Origin of the sequence: Streptomyces sp. NPDC019937, assembly GCF_040631655.1 — a bacterium.
GTDB lineage: Bacteria > Actinomycetota > Actinomycetes > Streptomycetales > Streptomycetaceae > Streptomyces.
Map to the genome: position 1 here is coordinate 142831 of NZ_JBEYAL010000015.1, position 23363 is coordinate 166193.

Here is a 23363-nt window from a genome sequence, read left to right on the forward strand (position 1 = left end):
CGATGGCAGAAGAGCCGATGGACGATAGAATCCTGTCATGCGCAGCTAGCAGCGCCACCGGGTCGGCCTCCCGGTCGAGACCAAGGGCTGCCTCCTCTTGTTGGGCCGGTCGGCCGCTGCGAAGAACGCCGAGATCCTTGCCCTTCGGCATGAGGTCGCTGTACTGCGTCGGCAGGTCGAGCGGCCGCGGCTTTCATGGGCTGACCGTGCCGTGCTCTTCGCTCTCGTCCGGCACCTGCCGCCTGCCTGACGTCGCCATCGGCTGGTCACTCCGGGCACCCTGCTGACCTGGCATCGCCGTCTGGTGCGCTGGAAATGGCGCCAGGCACCAGCCAGGCCCGGCCGCCGTTGCCGGAAGAGACAGTCGCGCTCATCCAGCGCCTGGCGAGAGAGAACCCGACCTGGGGATACGTCAGGATCCAGGGTGAACTTCGACGGCTGGGCCATCGGGTCGCCGCCGCCATCCGGCGCGTTCTGCGCCGCTCCGGCCTGCCGCCCGCACCGCGGCGCGCCTCCCGGCAGACCTGGCGCACCTTCCTCCAAGCCCAGGCCCACCCGCTGCTCGCCTGCGACTTCATGCACGTAGAGACTGTCTTCCTCCGACGTCTCTATGTCTTCTTCGTCATGGATATCGCCACCCGGCGCGTTCACGTCCTGGGCGTCACCGCCCACCCCACCGGCGCATGGGCCACCCAACTCGCCCGCAACCTGCTCATGGACCTCGAGGAAAGGGCTGGGTGCTTCCGGTTCCTCATCCGGGACCGGGACAGCAAGTTCACCGCCGCATTCGACGCCGTCTTCGCCGGCAACGGCACAGCCGTCATCCCGACACCGCCGCAAAGCCCACGGTCCAACGCGTTCGGCGAACGATGGATACGGACAGCCGGCGCCGAATGCACCGACCGACTCCGCATCACCGGCGAACGACACCTACGCACAGTCCTCAACCAGTACGCCGAGCACTACAACGCCGGACGAGCCCACCGCAGCCTCGGCCTCCGAGCACCCGACGACGACCCGAACGTCACCCCCTGCCCGCTGCCACGGTCAGGCGCCGACAGGTACTTGGCGGACTGCTCAACGAGTACCACACCACGCCATCCCGACCGCCTCACCATTCACAGGAAAGGACCAGCTCAGCAGCCGGATCGGAATATTGACACCCTTCAGGGCGTGGGACACCAGCTGCTGCGGTTCGCCCACCCCGATCAGGTGCCCTCGGTCCTGCTGCTGCACCCGCCGTTGCCGGAGCACACCTGAGCGGTGGGCGCCCACGAGGTGGCGTCCGGGTGCCGCGCGCCCGGACGCCGTACCCCCGCTCAGCCCGGCTGTCCCGCCTCCTCCGCCTCCGGCTCGGGGGTCGCGGGCCGGGCGGCGCGGCCCGGCAGGGCGAAGAACGCCACGGCCGCACCGGCCAGGGCGGCCGCCACGCCGATGGCCATGGTGAGGGACTGGGCGTCGGTGAAGGCCGAACGGGCCGTCTCGGCCAGGGCACTTCCGCCCGTGTGTTCCTTCGCGTACGACAGCGTCGCCCCCAGCGAGGACACCGCGTGATCGGGCAGCCCGTCCGGCAGGTCACCCCGGTAGGCGGTGGCGAGCAGACTGCCCAGACCGGCCACCCCCAGCGCGATGCCGAGCTGCTGATGGGTGTCGTTGAGCGCGGAGCCCATACCGGCCCGCTCCGGCGGCACCGCGCCGAGCACGGTGCTGGTGGCCGAGGGGCCCGCGACGCCGGATCCCAGACCGGCCAGCGCGAGACCGGCGGACACCGCCCCATAGCCGCTGCCCTCGGACAGCGATGCCAGCACCGCGAAACCGGCCGCGGTGACGGCGAAGCCCGCCACGATGCAGGCCCGCGGCCCGAACCTGGCCGGTGCCCGGCCGCCCACCGTGGAGCCCGCGACGACTCCCGCCGCCAGCGGGATGGCCGCCAGCCCGGTCTCGAACGCGCTGTAGCCCAGCACGAGTTGCAGATATTGGCTCAGGATGAAGAGGGTGCTGCCCGTCGCGACCGTCATCACCGCCACCGCGAAGCTCGCCCCGGAGAACCTCCGGTCCCGGTACAGCCGCAGATCGACCATCGGCACCGGGGAGCGGGTCTGCCGTACGCCGAAGGCGACGAGCGCCACCACCGCCACCAGCGCACCGCCCAGCACCGCGGGGGAGGTGTACCCGTACGCCGGGGCCTCGATCAGCGCCCACACCAGGCCGGTCATCCCCGCGGTGACCAGGACGGTGCCGAGCAGATCCAGCCCCCGGCCGTCCCCGGCCCGCGCCTCGGGCACCAGCCGGACGATGCCCACCAGGGCCACCGTCACCACGGGGACGTTGATCAGGAAGACCCCGGCCCAGCTCCACACGTCGACCAGCGCACCCCCGAGCAGGGGTCCGGCGGCCATGCCCACCGACGCGACCGCGCTCCACACTGCGAAGGCCCGCGGGCGCTCCTTCTCGGGGAACACCGCGACCAGCACCGCGAGCGTCGCGGGCATCACCAGTGCCGCGCCCACGCCCATCAGGGCCCGCATCGCGATCAGCCACTCCACCGAGAGGGCCGCCGCGGCCAGCGCCGACGCCACGCCGAACACCAGCAGCCCCGCCACCACGGTGCGCCGCCTGCCGTACCGGTCGGAGACCACCCCCGCCGTGATGAGAAGCCCGGCGAAGACCACGACATAGGCGTCAATCACTGCCTGGAGCTGGCCCGTCGACGCCTCGAAAGCGTCGCCGATGGCGGGCACCGCGACATGCAGCACCGTGTTGTCGATGACGATCACGAGGAGTGCGGCACACAGCGCCACCAGGATCGCCCACCGTCGCGGATGACCTTCTTCGTCGCTCATGGTCCTCCCTCGTTGCTATTCTCAAACAGTGTTGGAATACATCCACCACTGTAGGAGTCGCGGACGGGGAACAGCAACGAGGTAGGCTGCGGCCTCGTGAGCGCGAAGCCGAACGGGAACAAGGGAAAGAAGACGCTGGAGAACGCACCGGGAGCGGTATGGTTCCGCGCGGAGAAGACCTCCCGCCCACGGCCTCATCTGTCACACGACCGGATCATCGCCACCGCTGTTGAGCTGCTGGACCGCGACGGCGTGCAGAAACTGAGCATGCGCCGCCTCGCGGAGCGGCTCGGTGCTCATGCGACCAGCCTCTACTGGCATGTGGCCACCAAGGACGACGTCCTCGATCTGGCCCTCGACGCGGTGTTCGCCGAACTGGACCTGCCCGACGAGCACAGCGCCTCCTGGCAGGACGACATCAAGGCGTTCATGACAGGGCTGCGGTCCGTCCTGCTGCGCCACCCCTGGGCCGCGGCCCTGGCCAACTCCCGTCCCCTCATGGGCCCGCACGCCCTGCGGTCCTCGGAGTTCGCCTACACCGCGCTCACCACCGGCGGCTTCGACGGGGTGCACCTGTCGTCCGCCGCGGCCACCATCACCCACTATGTGATCGGCTCCGCCTCCTCCGAAGCGGTGTGGCGCAAGCGCTCCGACGAGGCGGCCACCCGCTCGGCCGTGGACGCCCACCTCCGCGCCCACATCGACGAATACCCCACCCTCGCGGGCCACTTCCCGCTGCTCGATGAGGACGACTGGGACGCCCACTTCCACCGCGGCATGCGCCTCCTGCTGACCGGCCTCACCTCACCCGAGGCCCGCGGCTAGGCAGTTTCGTTTGGATCTGTCAGTCGTTGGTCCGGGTGTGCCGCTGACTGACGCGCAGTGGGCGCGGATCGAGCCGTTACTCCCGGACCGGACGCCGAAGCGGGGCGGCCGGTGGCGGGATCACCGAGAGGTGATCGACACGATCGCCTTCAAGTTCCAGACCGGAACGCAGTGTGTCCACCTGCCCGAGAAGTACGGCAACTGGCGGGGCGTCTACAACCGGCTGCGGATGTGGGCCGTCGATGGCACCTGGGAGCGGGTGTTCACCGTGTGGGGCTCGGATATTCATCGCTGCTGGTCAAAAGGCCACGGGCCTCCGCGTAGTACTGCGATCCTGGTTGGATGGTCGTGTCGCTTCTCTACCGGATGACTCGACGTCTTCTCTCTGTCCCAGGAGTGCTCCTACAGCGGGACACCTCGAAGGAGGCTCAGCTTCTCGTCCTTCGGCACGAAAACGCTGTGCTACGACGCCAGATGCAGGGCGGGTACGGTACGAGCCTGCGGATCGTCTCTGGTTCGCCTCCCTGCCCTCGCGACCCTGTGCCGTTCAGAAATCTGTCGCGGCAGGTCAGGCCGCATGTCTGTACTCGTTGATCAGGCCGCCGAGAACGCGAGTCTGGAGCAGTCGCCGCGGAGTACTCGAGTCGGTCAAAGGTGCGGTCCGGCTGTCGGTAAGGGGCGGACGTTGCCCTCGAGCCTGATGGGGGCGATGGCCGTTGTAGTGCCGGGCGTAGACATCGAGGACGTGGCGAGCATGGGTCTCGTTCCAGATCAGCACGTGATCGAGGAGTTCACGCCGCAGTGTCCCGATGACTCTCTCGCAGTGCGCGTTCATCCGCGGGGCCCGAGGGGCGGTCCTGACGGTCTCGATGCCCTCAGCTTCGAAGACCGCGCCGAAGGATTCTGTGTACTTGCTGTCCCGGTCGCGGATCAAGAAGCGCAACGACTCGAGGCGCACGTCCACCTCAAGAGCAAGGTTGCGGGCCTGCTGGGCCGTCCACTGCGCAGTCGGATGAGCGGTGACGTCGGCGATGTGGAGGCGGCGCGTGCCATGCTCGAGGAAGACCAGCGCGTAGACCCGCCGAAGGCTTGCCAGGTCGATGTGCAGGAAGTCGCAGGCGATGATGGCCTCGGCTTGGGATGTCGGGAACTCGCGCCATGTCGGCCCGGCGCGGCGGGGAGCCGGGTCGACACCAGCTGCCGTCAAGATCTTCCAGACGGTGGAGGCGCCGATCCTGTGGCCCAGCCGGGCGAGTTCCCCCTGGATCCTGCGGCAGCCCCAGCGCGGGTTCTCCCGCGCCAGCCGCACCACCAACTCCTTCACAGCTTCCGCTGTCGCCGGCCGCCCGGCCTGGTCCGGCACTCGCTGTAGTCCCACCTGCGTGTAACGAGACGCCGATGCCAGCGGAGCAACGTCCCTGGCGTGGCAGGTAACACCTGCGCCCAGCGACGCTGGGGTATCAGCGAGGACAATGCCGCGAACCACAACCGGTCCGCCCACCGGTACCGCACCGGCGGTACACCAGTGAGACGATCACCTGGACATGGTCCCAGCGCGCCCGCAAACCCCGCCAGACCGCCTACGACCTGCAGCGACGCATTCCTGAACGGCACAGGGTCTCGCGCTCGAGGCCCGCGCTCGGTCGGCACTGAGTAATCCGTGTGGACGACTCCGGCGCGTGCGGGTGGCCACGAGATGCCATGGTGGCGATATGACCAGGCAGGACGTGGCGATGTCGCATGAATCGAAGCTGTTTCTCGGGTAGGGGATCGCCTCGTGGAATCCCGGCCGTCGGCCATCACCGTCGAAGCAGGGGACAGCCGTGCCCTTCGATGCCACCGGTTGCGCGCGGCAGCCCGTGACGCGGCGCCCGCTGTGCTGGGCTTCGCCATGGTGCGGGCCGTCGGGGTGGCGGTGCTCCTGTACTGGGGCCACCGGCGTGGAGATCCAGCGCTGGGAAGACTGGCGACGATATGGGACGCCGAGCGGTACGGGAATATCGCGATGCACGGATACGACCGCGGCCTGCCCGTACTCGCGACCAGTCCGCAGGCATGGAACGCTTACTCCAACCTGGCGTTCTTCCCGCTATATCCGGCACTGATCCGGCTCGTGCACGCCCTGACGTCGCTGCCCGTCCCGCATGCCGCTCTTCTGGTCTCCTGGCTCGCGTCCCTGACCGCGGCCTGGGGGATCTTCGCCGTCGCCGCCTGGCGCTACGGCAGGCACACCGGAGTGCTGGCCGCGGTGCTCTGGGGTGCGCTGCCGCACGCCGTGGTGGAGAGCATGGCCTATACGGAGGCGCTGTTCACGGCCTTGGCCGCCTGGTCACTGTATGCGGCGTTGACCCAGCGCTGGATATGGGCCGGCGTCCTGTGCGCGTTGGCGGGGCTGACCCGGCCCAGCGGGATGGCTCTGGTGGTCGCGATCGACGGGGCGGCTGCCGTCGCCTTGGTGCGAATCCGCAGGCGTCCGGCACGGCAGCCGGCGAAGGCACGGTGGCAGCTTTGTCTGGGTGCGGTGATCGCCCCGCTGGGCTGGCTGGGGTTTGTCACATGGGTGGGCACCCGGCTCGGCCACTGGGACGGTTACTTCGCCGTCCAGAAACTGTGGCGTTCCCGATTCGACTGGGGGGTCACCACAGTCCGCCAGCTGGTCCGGGTCTTCCTTCATGCCACGTCTGTGCCGTTCGCCTGGGTAGTCGTGGCGCTCGTGCTGTGCGCCGCCATAGCCCTCGGAGCCGTGACAGTGGCGCACGGCCAGCCGCTGCCGCTCGTGGCGTACAGCGTGGGGCTGTTGGTGATCGCTGTCGGGGACTCGGCGTTCTTCGGCGCCCGGGCCCGGTTCCTCCTGCCCGCCTTTCCCTTATTGCTGCCGTTGGCGATCGGGCTGGCCCGAGTCCGCTCGGGCAGTGTGCGCGTCCTCCTGCTGGGCTCTACGACCGCGTTGTCCGCGTTGTACGGCGCTTACCTGGTCTTCGCCGTCGGTCACGCACCGTAGCAACCGCTCACTGTCGCCTGATTCTGTGCGGGACATCGCGCTGCCCGTGCGCCGGACGATCTTTTGACGCCCGCCGCGGCCTCCGGCTCGACGGAAGCTGTGGTGGGTTGTCCGGGGATACCGGTTGGGCACTCTCCGTTTCAGCGGCTTGCCTCGCCCTGGGCGACTTCGATGTCCTGGTGGACGCTGAGTGCGCCGGTCGCCGCAGTGGCGCAGGAGATCACCGCGCAGGCGGCCAGGAGAACGGCGATCCACGGCACGATGCGCGGTGTCCGTCCGGCTGGGGACAGGAGGGCGGCCACACGCCGCGGCACAGGGCCGGTTGTCGCCGCCGGTGTGAACGCCGGGCGATCCGGGTCCGCCGCGTGCACGGCCAGGGCGGCTCGGGCGATGGCGCGGGCGGTCAGGCGCCGGTCGCCGACAGCAGTGGCGGCCGCCTCGTCGGCCGCGCGTTCCGCGACCAGCCGGACCGCTTCACGGACCGGCCGCAAGGCGGGGTGGCAGTGGGCGGCGAGTTCCGCCGCGGCCAGGAAGTAGCGGTGGCCGCCGGTGTTGTGGGCGCGCTCGTGTGCGAAGAGGGCCTCCCGCTCGTCCGGCCGCAGGGCACGCAGCATGCCGGTGGTGACGACGATGCGGTGCGGGCGGCCGGGCAGGGCGTAGGCGTCCGGGTGCGGGGAGTCGATGACGCACAGGTCGCCCGCGGGGGGCCGGCGTTCGGCCTGGGAGCGGGCGGTGCGCAAACCCGCGGCCTGGCGCACGGCCGAGCGCCCGAGCGAAAAGGTGCCGAGCGTGAGCAGACCGGCGGCCAGGGCGGCCACGGGCAGGACCAGCCGTTCGGAGGGCGTTCGCAGAGGATGGACCAGCTCGCCCAGCGCGGCAAAGGCCGGGATTTTGAGCAGGCCGGTCACCGCGAAGGTGCCGAGCGCCGCGACGGTACCGGCTGCGAGGAGGAGCGCGGAGACGGTGAGGGGCCACAGGGCGGCCACGGCGAGCAGTGGTCGAGGATCCGGCGGGCCAGGGGAGGCGACGCACAGGGCAGGAGGAGTGGGATCAGCAGGAGCGTGGTCGTCATAGGCCCTCTTCCAGCAGTCGCCGCAGGACCTGCTCGTCGTCCGGGCTGAGCTGGGCGACGAAGCGGGCCAGAGCGCTCTCCCGGTCGCTGTCGCGGGCGAGTTCGCCGTGCATGCGCAGAGCGGTCAGGCCGTGCGGGTCCTGTATGGGGCGGTAGGCGTAGCCGCGGCCCTGCCGCTCCCGCTCCAGGGTCCCCTTCTCATGCAAGCGGGAAAGGATCGTCGTCACGGTCGTGCGCGCCAGGCCGGAGGCGAGTTCGGCCTGGACCTGGGCAGGGGTGAGCGGTGTGTCCGAAGCCCACAGGGCGGCCATTGACGGCCGCCTCCAGCCCACCCGCGGGTCGGCGCTCGTCCTTCGCGTCGGTCATGGGAACGGTTCTCACCCCACTATCGTCTACAGTCACGTAGACCGTCTACGGAGTTGTAGTCGGTCGGGGTGCCGTACATCCGGTCGTGCGCAGGGAAAGGACTCATGTCGATGACCACACCCGTGGTCCTATCGTCGCTCGCTGTGAACGCGCTCGACGCGCACTCGCTGCTGGCCGCCTTCGGAGTGCTGGGTGTCGGCGCGGTGATGTTCGCCGAGACGGGACTGCTGATCGGCTTCTTCCTGCCGGGCGACTCCCTGTTGTTCACGGCGGGGCTGCTGTGCACGGGCACGGGGCAGCACGGCGTACGGCTGTCCCTGGGCCCTCTGCTGGCCGCTGCGGCGTTCGGCGCGCTGGCGGGTGCGCAGTGCGGTTATCTCATAGGGCGCCGGGCGGGCGGCACCCTGCTCGCGCGCAGCCGGTCCACCCGGCTGCGCGAGGGTGCGAAGCGGGCCGAGGTGCTGCTGGCGCGGTACGGGCATGCGAAGGCCATCGTCCTGGCGCGATTCGTGCCAGTGGTGCGGACCGTCCTCAATCCGCTGGCAGGGGCGCTGGACGTGCCCGTCCGGGTGTTCACCGTCTGGCAAGTGGTCGGCGGCCTGGTGTGGAGCGTCGGCCTGTCCCTGGCGGGATACGCGCTGGGCTCCTCGATCCCCGGCGTGGACCGCTATCTGCTGCCGCTGGTGGCGCTGATCGTGGTGGTTTCGCTGATTCCGCTCGCCGCCGAGCTGCACCGCAGCCGCAGGCAGGCCAGGGCGAAAGAGGCGCGCGGATGATCTCCGAGTTCGGCGGAGCGTCGATCGACGGCTCCGCGTACACGGATGTGGTGGACCTGGCGGGGCGCTCGCCCGGCTGGCTGGACACCGCGGTGGCGGCGTGGCCGGCGTACGGGCTGGCGATATTCGCCCTGCTGATGGTCCTGGGCTGGTGGCAGGCCCGGCGGGCAGGGGCAGTGATGGCGGTGACGGCGTTGGCCGCGCCGGTGGTCGTGGTCCTGGCGTACGGCGTGGATGCCGTCCTGAAACTGGTGGTGCGTGAGGACAGGCCGTGCCGGAGCTTGCACATGAGGACGCTGGAGGCGTGCCCGGCACCGGGCGACTGGTCCTTTCCCGGCAATCATGCGGCGATCGCGGCGGCGACCGCCGTGGCGCTGGTGTTCGTCTCACGTCGCCTGGGAGCGGCCGTGGCCGCGCTCGCCATGGCGGCCTCCCGGGTCTGGGTCGGCGTGCACTACCCGCACGATGTCGCGGTCGGCGTGCTCGTGGGCGGGCTCGTGGCATTCGCTGCGATGATCCTTTCGCGGCGGTGGGCGCAGACGCTTGCCCGTCACTTGAGCGCCACTGTGCTGCGTCCGCTCCTGGCTGCCCTGTGAACCGCAGGGACTCCGCAGGGCTGTGGTGCAGCGCGGGCCTCGGCGCCTGGACGGCGCTGGGAGTGCTGACCATGGTGGTCGTGGGCTACGGCGGTGCTCCGCTGTGGCTGGACGACGGCTTTGTCTCGTGGTCCATCGGCCACCGCCCCGATGCGGCGCTGGCCCTGGCACGCGGGCTGACGGCCACCGGAACCGGCGTCATCCCGTACGTCCTCGCCGTGCTGGCGGGGGTCGTGATGGTGCGGACGGCGCGGCGCAGGCTGCTCACCGCCGCACTCTGCACGGCCTGCCTCGGTGCAGGACAGGCGCTTCGGTACGGCGTGATGGAGCTCATCCACCGGGCCCGCCCGCCGCGGGATGACTGGGCCACGCACGCGAGCGGCTGGGCCTACCCGTCGGGGCACACCACCACGGCCGCACTGACCGCCGGGCTGCTGATCGTGGCGCTGAGCCTGCGCGGCCCGCGCGGCGGGACGGCGCTTGGCGTCGCCGTCGGCTGCTGGGGCCTGCTGGTCGGACTCACCCGCGTCTACCTCGGGGTGCACTGGTTCACCGATGTCGTCGGCGGCTGGCTGTTCGTCGGCGGCTGGCTCGGAGTGTGCCTGTGCGCCGCGGCCCACTGGCTGCCCGCATCCTTCCTCGGCGACACGCCCCACCCGGCCGCACGGCCGGATGAGGACCATGCGCCCCAGCATCCTGGTCGTCGAGGACGATCAAGCCCTGCGTGACGTCTTGCGCCGCGGTCTGTACGACGAGGACTTCGGAATGCGGACGCCGGGGAGGACGAAAGGCCATGGCCACCTATGGGGCGCCCGCTGGGAGGTTCACCATGTCCAGCCCGGGGCCGTCGGCATCCTGGTCGCAGCGTCATCCAGCGGGGTGGCCTGCCTGAACGCCCCGGGCTTCCGGGGCGGGGTGTCACTGGCGCCGGCGCTCGCGTGGCCCACCGTGCTCGACTCGGGCGCGCCGTTCCCCGACCGCGACACCATCGTCACCACGCTGGTGGTGCAGGGTTTGCTGCTGCCGTCGGTGGTGCGCCGGGCCCGCTTGCTCTGCGGCACCTCGGTGGCGGAGGAATGCTTCCTGGCCGAGACCACCGCCACCGAGGAGGCCCTCAAGGACTCCCTGATCTGGCCGCCGGCGCCTGACCGTCCTCGTCACCAAACGCGCCAGGGTCCTCCGCCTGCGCGACGGCCACCGCATCGGCGACACCGTCCTCCGGCAAGTGCAGCACCAACATGACATCGAGGAGGTCTGTCGCGGCGCCGGACGAACCGCTCCCGCACAGGAAAAGAGGGGTAGGAGGTGGAACGACAAGGGCGTCGCCAGCGCCTGTGGAGAGAGAGGCTGGAGCGGTCGTGATGGGCGGCCCGCTCGGGATCGGCGCGTACACCGCGCCGGTTCCGGGGTCACGCGGCGAAGGCGTCGGCGGAGCCCGGGCCGCTCAGCGCCGCCGAGAACTGGTCGGCGACCCGTTCGAGCGCTTCCCGGGCGGCAGGGTCCACGACGACACTCCCGTCTTCCCGCGCTTCGATGTGTTTGTCCAGCACGAACCAGCCCGGCGTGATGTGTGCGGCCCCCATGGAGGCGAGTACCGGACGCAGCCCGTAGTCGATGGCCAGCACATGAGCGGTGCTGCCGCCGGTTGCCAGTGGCAGCACGGTCTTGCCCTCCAGCGCGTACTGCGGCAGCAGATCGAGCAGCGCCTTCAGCAGCCCCGAGTACGCGGCCTTGTAGACCGGGGTGCCGATGACGAGGGCGTCGGCCCGTGCGACGAGCTGTGTGACGCGGATGATTTCCGGATGTTTGAAGTCCGCGTGCAGCAGGGCCTCGGCGGGAAGCGTGCGGGCGTCCAGGGGGATCACCTGGTGCCCCTGTACGGCGAGCCGGGAGTCCAGCCCGCGCAGGAGACGGGCGGTGCGGGAGGCGGCGGAGGGGCTTCCGGAAATGGACAGGACGGTGGACATGGAGGGTCACCTCGGAATCGTGGGTACGGGGTACGGGGTGCGGGAAGCCGTGGCCGCAGGGCGCATGCGGTCACGCCGGTGGGCCGGGCCCCGGGAACGTCAGAGCGCCTTGCCCGGGTTGAGGATGCCGTGCGGATCGAAGGCCGCCTTGATGCGGCGCTGGAGTCGGTGCAGGTCCGGTCCGAGTTCGTCGGCGAGCCATCGTTGTTTGAGAGTGCCCACGCCGTGTTCGCCGGTGAGCGTGCCGCCGAGGCGGAGGGCGGCGCTGAAGATGTCGCCCGCGGCCTGCCAGGCGGCGTCCGGGATGCCGGGGAGGGCCGGGTCGAGGACGAGAATGGGGTGGAGGTTGCCGTCGGCGGCATGGGCGAAGGTGAAGATCCGCACCCCGTGGCGGTCGGCCGCGGCGTCGATCTCGCGTACGGCGGCGGCCAGTCGGCTCCGGGGTACGGCGATGTCCTCGATCAGGACCCGGCCCAGCCGCTCCAGCGAGGGCAGCGCGAGCCGCCGCGCGGCGAGTAGCCGATCCGCCTCGGCGGGGTCCCCGGTGACCTCGACCGACGTCGCGTGTCCGCGCAAGCACCGTACGGCCGCGTCGGCTTCGGCGGCCGCGCCCCGCCCATCGCACTGCAGGAGCAGCAGGGCGCCCCCGCGCGACCGCAGGTCCGTGCCCTGGGCGTCGTCCACCGCGCCCAGGACCGGGCCGTCGAGCAGCTCGGCCATGGCGGGTTCGACCCGGGCGGCGGTGAGCGCGGAGACGGCCTCGGCTCCTTCCGCGAACGTGGCGAAGTACGCGGCGACCGTGACGGTCTCCTCCGGTACCGGGCGCAGCCGCAGGGTGGCCGAGGTGATCACCCCGAGGGTGCCTTCGGAGCCGGTGAGCAGGCCGGTCAGGTCGTAGCCGGTGACGCCCTTGACCGTGCGCCGCCCGGTCCGTACGAGCGTCCCGTCCGCGAGCACCGCGTCCAGGCCCAGGAGCGCGTCCCTGGTGACTCCGTACTTGGCGCAGCGGAGCCCGCCCGCGTTGGTCGCGATGTTCCCGCCGATGGTCGAGATCGCCGCGCTCGCCGGGTCGGGTGCGTAGCGCAGCCCGAACTCGCCCGCCGCGCGGTCCAGTTCGGCGGTGATGACACCCGGCTCGACGACGGCGATCTGTTCCTCGGGGGTCAGCTCCAGGACGCGGTTCATGCGGGACAGGTCGAGGACGACACTGCCCGCGCCCGCGCTCGCCCCTCCGGACAGCCCGGTTCCCGCCCCGCGTGGCACGACCGGTATCCGCAGGTCGTGGGCGTGCCGCAGTGCCGTCTGGACGTGTTCGGTGTGCGTGGCGTGGACGACTGCGAGCGGGACGCCGTCCGGCGTGCTGCCGGAGCGGTCGATGGCGTACGGGCCGGTGGCTTCGGGGCCGGTGCCGAGCGTCCCGTCGGGCAGGTCGCGGCGCAGGGCCGCCAGCAGCGCGGCGGCGGTATCCGTACCGGTGGCGTGCGCGGGTGCGGAGCGCGCGCCGTCGGCCGTATCCGGAGCGGACAGCGGGACGGTCATGTCGGCCTCTCACTTCGTGTGCCGAGCGCGGCCGCGCCGATGGCGAGCAACGCCGTGTCTTCCTGCGGGGCGTGCACCGGGGCGCACTGGACGTCCCGGAAGTGGCGCTCCAGGGGGTTGTCGCGGGACAGCCCCGGATTCCCCAGCAGCCGCAGCCCCAGGGCGACCGCCTCGGTGGCGTGCCGGCCCGCCAGGACACGGGCGCCCAGCGCGTGTTCGGGGGTGTACGAGCCGTCGGCGCCGTCGACCCGCTCCGCACCCGTGAACACCAGATGTTCGGCCGAGTCCAGCCGCAGCGCGATCTCACCGCCTACGCGCCGGAAGCGCTCGGTACGGGCCACCGGATGGCCGAGGTTGGCGGGGGTCCGTTCGTGGGCGAAGCGGTGGACGTAACCCTGGGCGGCGCGCGCCACGCCCAGGTAGAGGGCAGCGAGCGGCAGGTGGAGGGCCGCGCCCGCGCGGTTGTCCTGTTCCGCTGCGGCGCCGTGCCCGGTCAGGTCGATGACATTGCCCTCGGGGATCTCGACGTCGTGCAGCGCGATGTCATGGCTTCCGCTGGCGCGCAGCCCCAGATGGTTCCAGCGGTGGGTGATCTCGATTCCGGGGGCGGTGCCGGGCACCACGAAGGTGCCAACCCGTGGCGCGGGCTCGTCGGTGGTGGCCCACACCAGCAGCCAGTCCAGCCCTTCCACACCGGTCGCGAAGCGCTTGTGGCCGCTGAGCGACCAGCCGTCCGAGGTGCGCCGGGCCACCGTCGAGGGCAGCCCTCCCCGCGCGGGCGAGCCGAGTTCGGGCTCGACACGGATGTGGTTGAGCAGCACCGGCCGCGAAGCGGCCTCGGCCAGCACCTGCCCGTAGAGCACTTCCGGCCAGTGCGGCCGCACGGCCTGGCGGCGGTGGACGGAGAGGTTCATGGCGGCGATCAGCGCCACCGACGGATCGCCTTCGCCGAGCGCGTGCAGGATGCGCGCGGTGTCCGCCACCCCGAGGGCGGGACCCCCGTACCGCTCGGCGACGGTGGCGGTGAGCAGTCCGGCCTCGTGCGCGGCGCGGATCCCGTCGGCCGGAAACGTGCCGTCGCGGTCGTACGCCGCCGCGGTGGTGGCGAGCCGTCGCGTCACGGAGGGCAGCGAGGTCAGATCCGGAACGGGAAACGCAAAGTCGGTGGTCATGAGGCGAGTTCCCGGCGCAGTTGCGGAGTGAGACGGTCGCTCCAGAATCCGCTCACCGTCAGCTTGCGCTTCACCGCCCCGAGGTCACCGAAGGCGTCGGCGACCTTCTGTTCGGAGGCGGTGGCCCCGGCGCTCACCGGCCGGATCCCGGTCCTGCGCTGGGCCTCTCCCTCCGTGAACTCCTCCAGCGCCTGATCCACTGGCTGGTGGGTGGCGGCGGCCATGAGCTTCGCGTACTCCTTCTGGCGCCCGGCGCGCACATAGGCGAACGCCTTGTCGATACGGGCCAGCAGATCCGCCAGCGCCTTGCGCTCGGCCGCGCCGCCGAGGGTGTCGTCCGAGGCCGTCCACAGGAAGTTGCCGGAGAGGATGTCCTTGCCGGAACCGATGGTGCGCGCGCCCCGCTGATGGGCGGTGATGACCGCGTTGCCGTATCCGGCGAACGCGTCGATGGAACCGCCGTTGAGCGCGGCGATCCCCTTGTCGGGATCCAGCGGAGCGGCCTCGATGTCGTCCCAGCCGAGCCCGGCCCGCTTCAGCAGTTCGTAGAGGAAGTAGTGGGCGGTGGTGTTCTTCACGTAGCCGACCTTCTTGCCCCGCAGCTGCGACATCGAGGTGATCGTGGACCCCTTGGGGGCCACGACCTCCTGGTTGAGGGTGTTGCCCCGCCGCACCGCGACGACCTTGAAGTTCGGCTTTCCGTCGGCCGCCGCGAAGACCGGCGGGATCTCGCTGGAACTCGCCACGTCCAGCGCACCGGCGCGCACCGCCTCCAGTTGCCGGTCGCCGCCCTGGAACAGGCTCCACTTCACCTCGTACGGAGTGTCGTCCAGATGCGCGAACTTCAGCAGCGCCTCCTCCTCCTTCCAGCCGGTCGCACCGACCCGGAGGGTGACGGAGTGCCCCTTCCCGCCCCCGTCCGCTCCCGCGGAGCCGCCACAGGCGCTCAGCGCACCGGCGGTCAGCGCCACGACGGCGGCGAGAGCGGTACGGGCGCGGGCACGCCGGGAACGGGAGCGGGCCGGTGGCCTGGGCATGCGGGTGATGCCTTTCATGAGGGGAACGGAGGGGGCGGGGATGTCAGGCGGCCGAGGTGGCGGCGCGGTGCGCCAGCTCCTGACGGACCAGCGGCAGGACGTGACGCCCGTAGTCGATGGCGTCGTTGAGCGGGTCGTAGCCGCGGATGGACAGCAGCTCGCAGCCGATGTCGACGTAGTCGAGCAGCGCCTTGGCGACCGTCTCCGGGGAGCCGACCAGTGCCGTGGAGGCACCGGCGGCGTTGGTGGCCGCGGCGGGCGCGGTCCACAGGCAGCGGTCGTGCACCTCGCCGCGCTCGGCGACGGCCAGGAGCCGCTGCGATCCGACGTTGGACGGGGCGCCCTGGCCGACCGCCGGGTAGTGCCGGCGCTTGGCCCGCTCGGCGTGGTTGGCCTTGACCGAGCCCAGGGTGCGGTGGGCCTTCTCCCAGGCCAGCTCGTCGGTGGGGGCGATGATCGGCCGGAAGGACACCCAGATGCGCGGCCGGGGCCGGCCCGCGGCGTCCGCGTACGCGTTCACCGAGGCGATCTGCTCGGCGGTCTCCTTCAGCGGCTCGCCCCACAGCCCGAAGATGTCGCCCAGCTGCCCGCCCACCCGGTACGCGTCGCTCGACGAACCGCCCACCGAGATGGGGATGGTGCCGTGGTACGGGGCGACATCGGAGCGGAAACCCTCGAAGCGGTAGTACGGGCCCTCATGGGAGATCGGCCCGTCGGCCTCCCATACCCTGCGCAGGATCCGGATGTACTCGTCCGAGCGGGCGTACCGCTCGCTCTTGCCCAGATAGTCGCCCTCGCGGTGCTGCTCCTCGTCGTTGCCGCCGGAGATGATGTGCACCACCAGCCGCCCGGCGCTGATCTGGTCCAGCGTGGCCAGTGCGCGGGCCGCGTGGGTGGGGAACACCACCCCGGGGCGGTGGGCGAGGACCGGTTTGATGCGCTCGGTGTGATGGGCGACGAACTGGGCCAGCTGCAGCGCGTCCGGCGCGGCCGAGTGGTAGGTGACCAGGGTGTAGTCGAAGCCCGAGTCGTCCAGGGCGCGGGCGTAGCGGCGGGCGTAGTCCACATCGATTCCGGAACCCGCGGTGGGGTCGCCCTCGGTGGCGGGGTTGGGGTGCACGGCGCTGATGAACTCGACGGGCATGGCGGTGGTCACTCCTTGAAGAGGCTGGTGTCGACGTGGTCGGCGAGGGTCGGGCTGGGGGTGAGGACACCGATGTCGTGCATGGTGTCGCCGACCTTCTGTACGGACCGGATCACCGGCTTGCCCACCGGCAGCAGTTCGCTGTTGGCCTGGTCGACCAAGTCCTTGGCAACCGTGGCCGAGGCTCCGTTGTTGTGCTGGATGGCCTTGGCATACTCGGCGGGGTGCCGGCGGGACCAGGCCAGCGCCTTGTCGAGGCGGTGCAGATAGTCGGTGATGGCCTTCTTCTTCGCCGGGACGTCAAGGGCCTTCTCGGAGGCCCCGATGAAGCCGTAGCCGCTCACCCGCCCGTTCGCGCCGTTGACCAGGAGACGGCCCCCGTGCTGCTCGGCGACCGTCTTGTACACGCCGAACGTGGCCCAGGCCTCGATCTTGCCGGAGGTGAAGGCGGCCTGGGCGTCGGTGGGCAGCAGATACTGCACATGGACGTCCGAGTAGCTCAACCCCGCCTGCTGTAGCGCGTGCGCCAAAAGATATTCGGCGATGGACCCCTTGGCCGAGGAGACGACGACCTTCTTCCCCTTGAGGTCCTTGACGCTCTTCACCGGCGAGTTCTTACGGACGACGATCCCGGTGTGGGTGCCGTCGTTGTGCAGCGCTCCCACGGCCTTGACGCGTACCCCGCCGGCGAGCGCCTGGAGCGTGGGCAGATCGGCGGCGTACGAAGTGTCGGCGGCCCCGGCCTGCACGGCCTGGAACAGCGGCGCGGCACCCTCGAACTCGGCCCACTTCACCTTGTACGGCGTTCCCTTGAGGGCGCCGGAGGCGTCGAACAGCGTCTTCAGGTTCTTGGCCTGGTCGCCGAGGGTCAGTGTCACTTTCGACGGGTCGGTCTCGGACGCCGCCTGGCTGTCGCCCCCGCACCCGCTGGTGGTGAGGAGGGCGGTGAGTGACAGCGCGGCGCCGATCGCGCGCGCCGCGACCGTGGTCCTGCGGTTCATGCGGTTACCTCTTCTCGGTGGTGCGAAAGTGCCGAGGCGTCGTCGACCCCCAGCCGTCGCAGGAGTTCGCCGCGCAACGCCACGAAGTCGGGGGAGCCGAGCTCGCGCGGACGGTCGAGGCCCACCTCCGCCTCGTAGGCGATTCGCCCGTCGTCCATCACCAGCACCCGGTCGGCCAGCAGCAGCGCCTCCTCAACGTCGTGTGTGACCAGCAGGATCGAGCAGCCGTGCCGCTGCCAAAGATCGGCCACCAGCCGCTGCGCCTTGCCGCGGGTGAGCGCGTCGAGCGCGCCGAACGGCTCGTCCAGGAGCAGAAGTTCGGGTTCGTGCACCAGCGCACGGGCCAGGGAGACGCGCTGGGCCTGACCGCCGGAGAGGGTCCTCGGCCAGGTGCCCGCGTACTCCTCGATGCCGACCTCGGCCAGATAGCGCTCGGCGAGCGCGCGGTCCCCGCCCGTCAGACCGAGCACGACGTTGTGCCACACCCGCAGCCATGGCATCAGCCGTGGCGACTGGAAGGCCACCGACCGGCGCTCCGGTACGTACACCTCGCCCCCGGTCTCGCTGTCCAGCCCGGCAAGGATCCTCAGCAGCGTCGACTTTCCGCAGCCGCTCTGTCCGAGCAGGGCCACGAACTCACCCCCGCGGATGGTGAGATCGAGCCGGTCGAGCACCGTCTTGTCGCCGAAGGCGCGAGTCAGCCCGCGGACCTCCACGCTGTTCGTGCCGTTCACCGCGGTCATGCTCCCTCTCCTTGGAACGAGGCCCGCCAGTCCAGGAGCCGCCGGGACAGCAGCCGCACGGCGAAGTCGCACAGCAGCCCCAGCACCGCATACACGACGAGGCACAGGACGATGACGTCGGTCTGGAAGTACTGCTGGGCATTGCTCATGAGATAGCCGATGCCGGCGTCGGCGTTGACCTGCTCGGCGAAGACCAGCGCCAGCCAGGCGGTGGACAGCGCGTACCGGAGTCCCACCAGCGCGCCGGGCAGCGCGGACGGCAGGATCACGTACCGGATCAGTCCGATGCGGCCGAGGCCCACCATCCGCCCGGCCTCGATCAGCTGGGCATCGGCGGAGCGGATGCCACCGTAGATGTTGAAGTACAGCGGGTAGGTGACGCCGAGCGCCACCAGCGCGATCTTCGGGGTCTCGTCGATGCCGAACCACACGATGAACAGCGGGATCAGACCCACCCAGGGAATGGCCCGGAACATGCCCATCGACGCGTCGATCACGTCCTCGCCCAGCCGGAACAGCCCGGCCGTGAGCGACAGGGTGAGCGCGACGGCCGCGCCGATGAGGAAGCCGAGGGCGGCGCGGCGGCCGGAGGCGGCGATGGCCTGCGTCAGTTCACCCGTGCCGATGAGGTCCGCCCCACGCTGTACGACGTCGACGGGGGAGGCCAGCACGGTCTCCGGGAGCAGGCCCGTAGCGGCGGCCAGGTACCAGATCAGCAGCAGCCCGACGGGCCCGGAGGCTCGCCGGACCCCGCGCGGGACCCGGAGGCGAGGCAGAGGCCGGGTGCGCGCGGCGGTGGGCTTGGCGGGCGGCGTCGAGTCCTTCGCCGCACCGGGGGGTGGTGGTGCGGAGGTGCCCGGTGGCGGTGAGGCCCCGGACACGGAGGAGTGCGCGGAGGGCATGATGCGGCCTCTCGGTCGGGAAGCGTTCAGGGAGGTGTTCGGGCGGCGGATCAGCCCGGCGCCGAACCCACAGCCGCGGGGCGCGCGGTGTCGGCGGACCAGGCGGACCAGGAGCCGGGGTAGAGCGCGGCCGTGACGCCGACGCGGGCCAGGGCCACGGCCGTGTGAGCCGCCGTGACGCCGGAGCCGCAGTAGACACCGACCCTGGTCGTGCCGTCGACGCCCAGCGCGGCGAAGCGCCGCGTGAGCTCCTCCACGCTGTGGAACGTGCCATCCGGCGTCAGGTTGTCGCCCGTCGGGGCGGACCGGGCGCCGGGTATGTGCCCGGCGCGCGGATCGACCGGTTCGGTCTCGCCCCGGTACCGCTCGGCCGCCCGCGCGTCCAGCAGGACGCCGGTACGGGCCACCTCGGCCGCCGCGTCGGCGTCCAGCACCGGCAGTCGCCCTGCGGCGAGCACGACATCTCCCCCGGCCGGCGGGGTGGGCTCGCCCGTTTCGACCGGCAGTCCGGCCGCGCGCCATGCGGCCAGCGCCCCGTCCAGCAGTGAGACCCGCTCGACCCCGGCCCAGCGCAGCAGCCACCAGGCGCGGGCGGCTGCGGTGTTGCCATTGTCGTCGTACACCACTACCGGCCGGCCGGTGGCAAGTCCCCAGCGGCGCGCGGCCCGCTGCAGCACGGCAAGGTCCGGCAGCGGATGGCGGCCGCTCTCCGGGGCGGGAGGAGCGGCGAGTTCGGTGTCCAGGTCGACGTAGACCGCACCGGGGATGTGTCCGGCGCGGTAGTGGTCACGGCCGTGCGGATCGCCGAGCCGCCACCGTACGTCCAGGACGACGGGCGCCGGATCACCGTGGGACAGCCGGGAGTACAGCTCGGCCGGAGTGGTGAGGACGGGGGCGGTCATACGAGGTCCTCCGTGACGGCGATGGGTGCGAGACCGGAATCCAGCCGCAGCCGCTCCAGGAAGAGGACCACCGTGGCGGCGGCGGTGCGGTGGGTCACGTCGTTGAGGACGTCGTGCCGCGTGCCGACCAGGCTCACCAGCTCCGCGCCGGGCAGGCCGCGGAACACGCGGCGGACCTCACCGAGCGGGCTGACGGTGTCCTCGGCCCCGTGCAGCCCGAGCACCGGAACGGAGATCCCGTCCAGCGCCGGCGACTCCAGCGCCGACGGACCCGCCAGGGCGCCGCGCCGGAACGCCGCGTCGGCGGTCAGCCTGCCCCGGTGCGTGGGGCAGGCGGTGCGTCGCTCCAGCTCGTCCTCCCAGCCCGAAGCGGCCGTTTCGGCGGGGTGCGGCCCGGTCGGCAGTCCGGCGAGAATCAGTGCGTCCAGCCCGGGAGTGTCGAGGGCGGCGAGCCGCACCGCGTGGGACGCCCCGGTGTCGGAGCCGACCAGTACGCGGGGGCCCGGGACCGTCTCATCGAGCAACAGCTTGGTGGCCGCCTCTGTGATGGCCTCCGGGTCGGACGAGGCATCCCCCAGGGCACGGACGCGAAAGCCGTCGGCGGAAATCCGGCGGCCGAACCGCTCGTACACACCTCCGTGTTCACCCCGCCCGGGGAGGAGCACGAGCGTGCCACGCGGGGAGATTCCCGCTGGTTCGTCCCAGAAGTGGACAGGCTGAGCAGAGGACATGAGAACTCGATTCATCGACAGCGACGCCCGCCCGCACGAGCGAGGCGGAGCGGCCGTGCGGGTGCGGAGGCGCGGACGGGAAAGGGTGAGGCGAAGGCTGGAAGCCCTTGCCGACGCGGAAGCGAGGAGACGAGCAGGCGACGGCGAACGGGCGAAGACCCGGCGGCGAGCGCCCGGGAAAGCCGTCGGTCAGCGACAGCGCATGGCGCCGGTGCGGCCGAAGTCGACCACGCGTCGCCGTGTCAGCCAGGCGCACCTGGCGCGGCGCACTGCCGGTCCGGCGGCCGAGGCCCCGGATCCGGTGCGGTGCGTGTGCGGCCGACGGGCCGCCACGAGCGCTGTACGTGGCATGACCTCAGGATGCACGAGCCCGGAGTCGGCCGTCCAACGATGATTTGCCATCAAAATCGATCGTGATTTCCGATCGATCAGTGCTAGCCTGCGCACATGCTGCCGGTACTGGACATCGTGGCGTTGCGCAGCCTCATCGCCGTCGCCGACTACGAAGGCTTCCACCGCGCCGCCGGCGCACTCGCCCTCAGCCAATCCACCGTCAGCCAGCACATTCGACGGCTGGAGAAGGCCCTCGGACGCCCCATCGTCGAACGCGACGGCAGGAAGACCCGCTTCACCGCCCACGGCGCCCGACTGCTGGAAGAAGCCCAGCAGATCGTCGGCGCACACGACGCCGCCCTCCGTCGGCTCATGGGGGAGGACCACCTCGACGCGGCACCCGTCGTCATCGGCGCCACCGAGCACGGCGCCGACCAGATCCTCCCCGTACTCACCGCGGCCGTACGCGGCACCCGGCCCGGCGCCGAGGTCCGCGTGCGCATAGACCGCTCGGCACGGCTGACGGACGCCGTCGCACGCGGCGAACTCGACCTCGCCGTCTACGTCACCGAGGCGGCACACGCCCCGGGCACCCCTGTGGGCGAACTCCCCCTGCGCTGGTACGCCGCCCCCGGCTGGAAACCACCCGCCGCACCCGCCCCCTTGCCCCTGGTCGCCATCAGCGACCCGTGCGTGATCCGCAGCCGCGCCCTGACCGCGCTCGCCGCCCAGAACACACCCGCCACCGTGGTCGCCGAGGCCGGATACCTCGCCGGAGTCCTGGACGCGGCCCGCGCCGGACTCGGCGCCGCCCTGCTCGCCATCCCCGGCAGCCCGTACCCCGACGGCCTCACACCACGCCACGACCTCCCCGCCGTCCCCCCGATCCGCCTCAGCGCCCGGGCTCGCAGCGGCTGCGACCCCTCCCTGGTCCGAGCCACCATCGAGGCGGTACATGCCCTGCTCACCTCCCGCGAGCTGGACACCGCGGTGTGAGCCAATGAGCCGTTTCCAACTTGGTGGAGCAGCAGGTCAGTTGGCGTAGGGGTGGCGTTGAGGAAGTGGCGAAGCTCCTGGTAGACGGGTTGTTGACCAAGATCGACCTGCCCGCCCGGAGCTTCGTGTGCTTGTCTACCCATCGGGGATCGATCTGTCCAGTGCAACTCTGCGGTACCTGTCCGGTCTGTTGGCCGCCCGGCGCTGGGAGCGCGGGACACGGTGGCGCCGGCTCGGTACGGACCGGCAGGCGCTGCTGGTCCTGGCCCATTTGCGGCGCGGTCACACCTGCACCCAACTCGCTGCCGGGTTCGGCGTCGGGATTGCCACCGTCTACCGGTACGTCGGCGAGGCAGTCGAGGTCCTGGCGGCCCTCGCCCCCGGCCTTACCACAGCGATCCGGACTGCCGCCCGCAAGGCGTTCGTGATCTTGGACGGAACACTGCTCCCGATCGACGGGACCGCCGCCGATCGCCCCTTCTACTCGGGAAAACACAAGAAACACGGGATGAACGTGCAGGTCATCGTCGATCCTTTCGGCTGGTTGCTGTGGGCCTCGCCCGCCCTGCCCGGCGCAGTCCACGACATCAAGGCGGCCCGCGCCCACGGCATCATCGGCGCCTTGGCGGACGCCGAGGTGCGCTGCTGGGCCGACAAGGGGTACCAGGGGGCCGGCGGCACGGTTCACGTCCCCTGCCGGGGCCGCTGGGACAAGCTCTCCGAGGGCCGGCAGGCGGTCAACGTTTCCCATGCCAAGATCCGCGCCCTTGGGCGAGCAAGCGATGGCCACCCTCAAGACCTGGCGGCTGCTGCGCAAGCTCCGCTGCAGTACAACCCGCATCACCGACCTGGTCAAGGCCGTCCTCACGCTTCATCTGGCGACGTCAGGCTGAAGGTTGGACAGGCTCATCCTGTGACGACTCCGTGTGCTGCTGGGTGATGTCCCTACCTGGGCGGCGATGTGGCTTACGTGTCGTCGACACCTCGATCGTCATATGCGTCACTACGGCCGCAGAGCTCTGCGCACGCCGTGGTCACGTCCAGGTCGTGACCGGCCTCAAGGCCAGGCCGACGTTTACCGCATCCGGTGATTCGAGGAGTGCGGCTATCGGGCCGTGTGGGCCCGGCTGACTGCCGCCCTGCACTCTCTGCCGGTCCGAAGGGCGCTGAGGCACGCCCGCGGCCGGCCAAGACTGCTCATGAGGGGAGCTTCCGGTTCCCGAAGGCGTCCTGGAGGTGGTGCGAGGTCGTCACCTGGCCTGGGTGCTTGGCACACGGCGTGGTTTCCAGGGCGGCCTCAGCCGAGTCCGCGCTCCGGCGAGCCCGCCGATCAGCGCGTCCCCGTCACCGTACCGACCGGCTTCCTCGGCTCCGGCAAGGGACCGGCCGGCACCGCGCCCCGCACTCTGCGTTGCCA

General features: G+C 71.2%; 19 protein-coding genes and 5 pseudogenes. 10 read left to right on the forward strand and 14 right to left on the reverse strand.

Going from position 1 to position 23363, the window contains the following annotated elements:
- Positions 1 to 262 precede the first annotated feature (262 nt).
- Positions 263 to 1160: pseudogene (locus ABZ562_RS17435) on the forward strand (integrase core domain-containing protein).
- A gap of 159 nt (positions 1161 to 1319) precedes the next feature.
- Here the strand turns inward: ABZ562_RS17435 and ABZ562_RS17440 are convergent.
- Positions 1320 to 2843: an MFS transporter gene (locus tag ABZ562_RS17440; protein ID WP_361479697.1), complete on the reverse strand. Its 1524-nt coding sequence runs from the start codon at positions 2841 to 2843 to the stop codon at positions 1320 to 1322.
- 96 nt (positions 2844 to 2939) lie between these two features.
- Between ABZ562_RS17440 and ABZ562_RS17445 the strand changes: the two genes are divergently transcribed.
- Both ABZ562_RS17445 and ABZ562_RS17450 read left to right on the forward strand, forming a co-directional pair.
- On the forward strand, positions 2940 to 3668 hold the full coding sequence (locus ABZ562_RS17445; RefSeq protein WP_361479700.1) for a TetR/AcrR family transcriptional regulator C-terminal domain-containing protein: 729 nt from the start codon (positions 2940 to 2942) through the stop codon (positions 3666 to 3668).
- A 37-nt stretch (positions 3669 to 3705) separates the two neighbouring features.
- On the forward strand, positions 3706 to 4038 hold the full coding sequence (locus ABZ562_RS17450; RefSeq protein ID WP_361479872.1) for a transposase: 333 nt from the start codon (positions 3706 to 3708) through the stop codon (positions 4036 to 4038).
- A gap of 198 nt (positions 4039 to 4236) precedes the next feature.
- On the opposite strand, the pseudogene ABZ562_RS17455 reads toward ABZ562_RS17450, so the two are convergent.
- Positions 4237 to 5222, reverse strand: a pseudogene (locus tag ABZ562_RS17455) (integrase core domain-containing protein).
- 223 nt (positions 5223 to 5445) lie between these two features.
- Between ABZ562_RS17455 and ABZ562_RS17460 the strand changes: the two are divergent.
- Entirely contained in the window at positions 5446 to 6669 is a 1224-nt protein-coding gene (locus ABZ562_RS17460) for a glycosyltransferase family 39 protein (RefSeq protein ID WP_361479703.1), read from the forward strand.
- 140 nt (positions 6670 to 6809) lie between these two features.
- Here the strand turns inward: ABZ562_RS17460 and ABZ562_RS17465 are convergent.
- Together ABZ562_RS17465 and ABZ562_RS17470 are read right to left on the reverse strand one after the other, a co-directional pair.
- Positions 6810 to 7741, reverse strand: a pseudogene (locus ABZ562_RS17465) (M48 family metalloprotease).
- Positions 7738 to 8107: pseudogene (locus ABZ562_RS17470) on the reverse strand (BlaI/MecI/CopY family transcriptional regulator). Before ABZ562_RS17470 ends, ABZ562_RS17465 begins: the two co-directional pseudogenes overlap by 4 nt.
- 110 nt (positions 8108 to 8217) lie before the next feature.
- On the opposite strand from ABZ562_RS17470, the gene ABZ562_RS17475 reads away from it, so the two are divergent.
- The 4 genes from ABZ562_RS17475 to ABZ562_RS17490 are packed head-to-tail and all read left to right on the forward strand — an operon-like array spanning position 8218 to position 10721.
- Positions 8218 to 8883 (forward strand): DedA family protein, encoded by a 666-nt coding sequence (locus ABZ562_RS17475; RefSeq protein WP_361479705.1) that lies wholly within the window; start codon positions 8218 to 8220, stop codon positions 8881 to 8883.
- On the forward strand, positions 8880 to 9479 hold the full coding sequence (locus tag ABZ562_RS17480) for a phosphatase PAP2 family protein (RefSeq protein ID WP_361479708.1): 600 nt from the start codon (positions 8880 to 8882) through the stop codon (positions 9477 to 9479). The genes ABZ562_RS17475 and ABZ562_RS17480 overlap by 4 nt, the downstream gene beginning before the upstream one ends.
- Positions 9476 to 10207 carry a phosphatase PAP2 family protein gene (locus ABZ562_RS17485; RefSeq protein ID WP_361479711.1) on the forward strand — a complete coding sequence of 244 codons (732 nt, stop codon included), beginning with the start codon at positions 9476 to 9478 and terminating at the stop codon, positions 10205 to 10207. Before ABZ562_RS17480 ends, ABZ562_RS17485 begins: the two co-directional genes overlap by 4 nt.
- Positions 10161 to 10721, forward strand: coding sequence for a hypothetical protein (locus tag ABZ562_RS17490; RefSeq protein ID WP_361479714.1), 561 nt, complete (start codon positions 10161 to 10163; stop codon positions 10719 to 10721). Before ABZ562_RS17485 ends, ABZ562_RS17490 begins: the two co-directional genes overlap by 47 nt.
- Before the next feature lie 167 nt (positions 10722 to 10888).
- On the opposite strand, the gene ssuE is transcribed toward ABZ562_RS17490, so the two are convergent.
- The 10 genes from ssuE to ABZ562_RS17540 all read right to left on the reverse strand — a co-directional run bounded on the left by ssuE (position 10889) and on the right by ABZ562_RS17540 (position 20518).
- Positions 10889 to 11446 carry an NADPH-dependent FMN reductase gene (ssuE, locus tag ABZ562_RS17495; protein WP_361479717.1) on the reverse strand — a complete coding sequence of 186 codons (558 nt, stop codon included), beginning with the start codon at positions 11444 to 11446 and terminating at the stop codon, positions 10889 to 10891.
- Between the two features lie 99 nt (positions 11447 to 11545).
- Positions 11546 to 12985, reverse strand: a complete 1440-nt coding sequence (locus ABZ562_RS17500; protein WP_361479720.1) for an FAD-linked oxidase C-terminal domain-containing protein — start codon at positions 12983 to 12985, stop codon at positions 11546 to 11548.
- A complete protein-coding gene (locus tag ABZ562_RS17505) occupies positions 12982 to 14157 on the reverse strand; it encodes an acyl-CoA dehydrogenase family protein (RefSeq protein ID WP_361479723.1) in 1176 nt (391 codons plus the stop codon). The genes ABZ562_RS17500 and ABZ562_RS17505 overlap by 4 nt, the downstream gene beginning before the upstream one ends.
- Positions 14154 to 15212, reverse strand: coding sequence for an ABC transporter substrate-binding protein (locus tag ABZ562_RS17510; RefSeq protein WP_361479726.1), 1059 nt, complete (start codon positions 15210 to 15212; stop codon positions 14154 to 14156). Before ABZ562_RS17510 ends, ABZ562_RS17505 begins: the two co-directional genes overlap by 4 nt.
- Before the next feature lie 25 nt (positions 15213 to 15237).
- On the reverse strand, positions 15238 to 16338 hold the full coding sequence (locus ABZ562_RS17515) for an LLM class flavin-dependent oxidoreductase (RefSeq protein WP_361479729.1): 1101 nt from the start codon (positions 16336 to 16338) through the stop codon (positions 15238 to 15240).
- A gap of 8 nt (positions 16339 to 16346) precedes the next feature.
- Complete coding sequence (locus ABZ562_RS17520) at positions 16347 to 17339, reverse strand: ABC transporter substrate-binding protein (protein WP_361479732.1); 993 nt, start codon at positions 17337 to 17339, stop codon at positions 16347 to 16349.
- Positions 17336 to 18082, reverse strand: coding sequence for an ABC transporter ATP-binding protein (locus ABZ562_RS17525; protein ID WP_361479735.1), 747 nt, complete (start codon positions 18080 to 18082; stop codon positions 17336 to 17338). The genes ABZ562_RS17520 and ABZ562_RS17525 overlap by 4 nt, the downstream gene beginning before the upstream one ends.
- A complete protein-coding gene (locus ABZ562_RS17530) occupies positions 18079 to 18984 on the reverse strand; it encodes an ABC transporter permease (protein ID WP_361479738.1) in 906 nt (301 codons plus the stop codon). The genes ABZ562_RS17525 and ABZ562_RS17530 overlap by 4 nt, the downstream gene beginning before the upstream one ends.
- Before the next feature lie 50 nt (positions 18985 to 19034).
- A complete protein-coding gene (locus ABZ562_RS17535) occupies positions 19035 to 19886 on the reverse strand; it encodes a sulfurtransferase (RefSeq protein ID WP_361479741.1) in 852 nt (283 codons plus the stop codon).
- On the reverse strand, positions 19883 to 20518 hold the full coding sequence (locus ABZ562_RS17540) for a lysophospholipase (RefSeq protein ID WP_361479744.1): 636 nt from the start codon (positions 20516 to 20518) through the stop codon (positions 19883 to 19885). Before ABZ562_RS17540 ends, ABZ562_RS17535 begins: the two co-directional genes overlap by 4 nt.
- 546 nt (positions 20519 to 21064) lie before the next feature.
- Between ABZ562_RS17540 and ABZ562_RS17545 the strand changes: the two genes are divergently transcribed.
- Both ABZ562_RS17545 and ABZ562_RS17550 read left to right on the forward strand, forming a co-directional pair.
- Positions 21065 to 21946, forward strand: a complete 882-nt coding sequence (locus ABZ562_RS17545; protein ID WP_361479747.1) for a LysR family transcriptional regulator — start codon at positions 21065 to 21067, stop codon at positions 21944 to 21946.
- A 127-nt stretch (positions 21947 to 22073) separates the two neighbouring features.
- Positions 22074 to 22839 (forward strand): annotated as a pseudogene (locus ABZ562_RS17550) (transposase family protein).
- Positions 22840 to 23363: the final 524 nt, after the last annotated feature.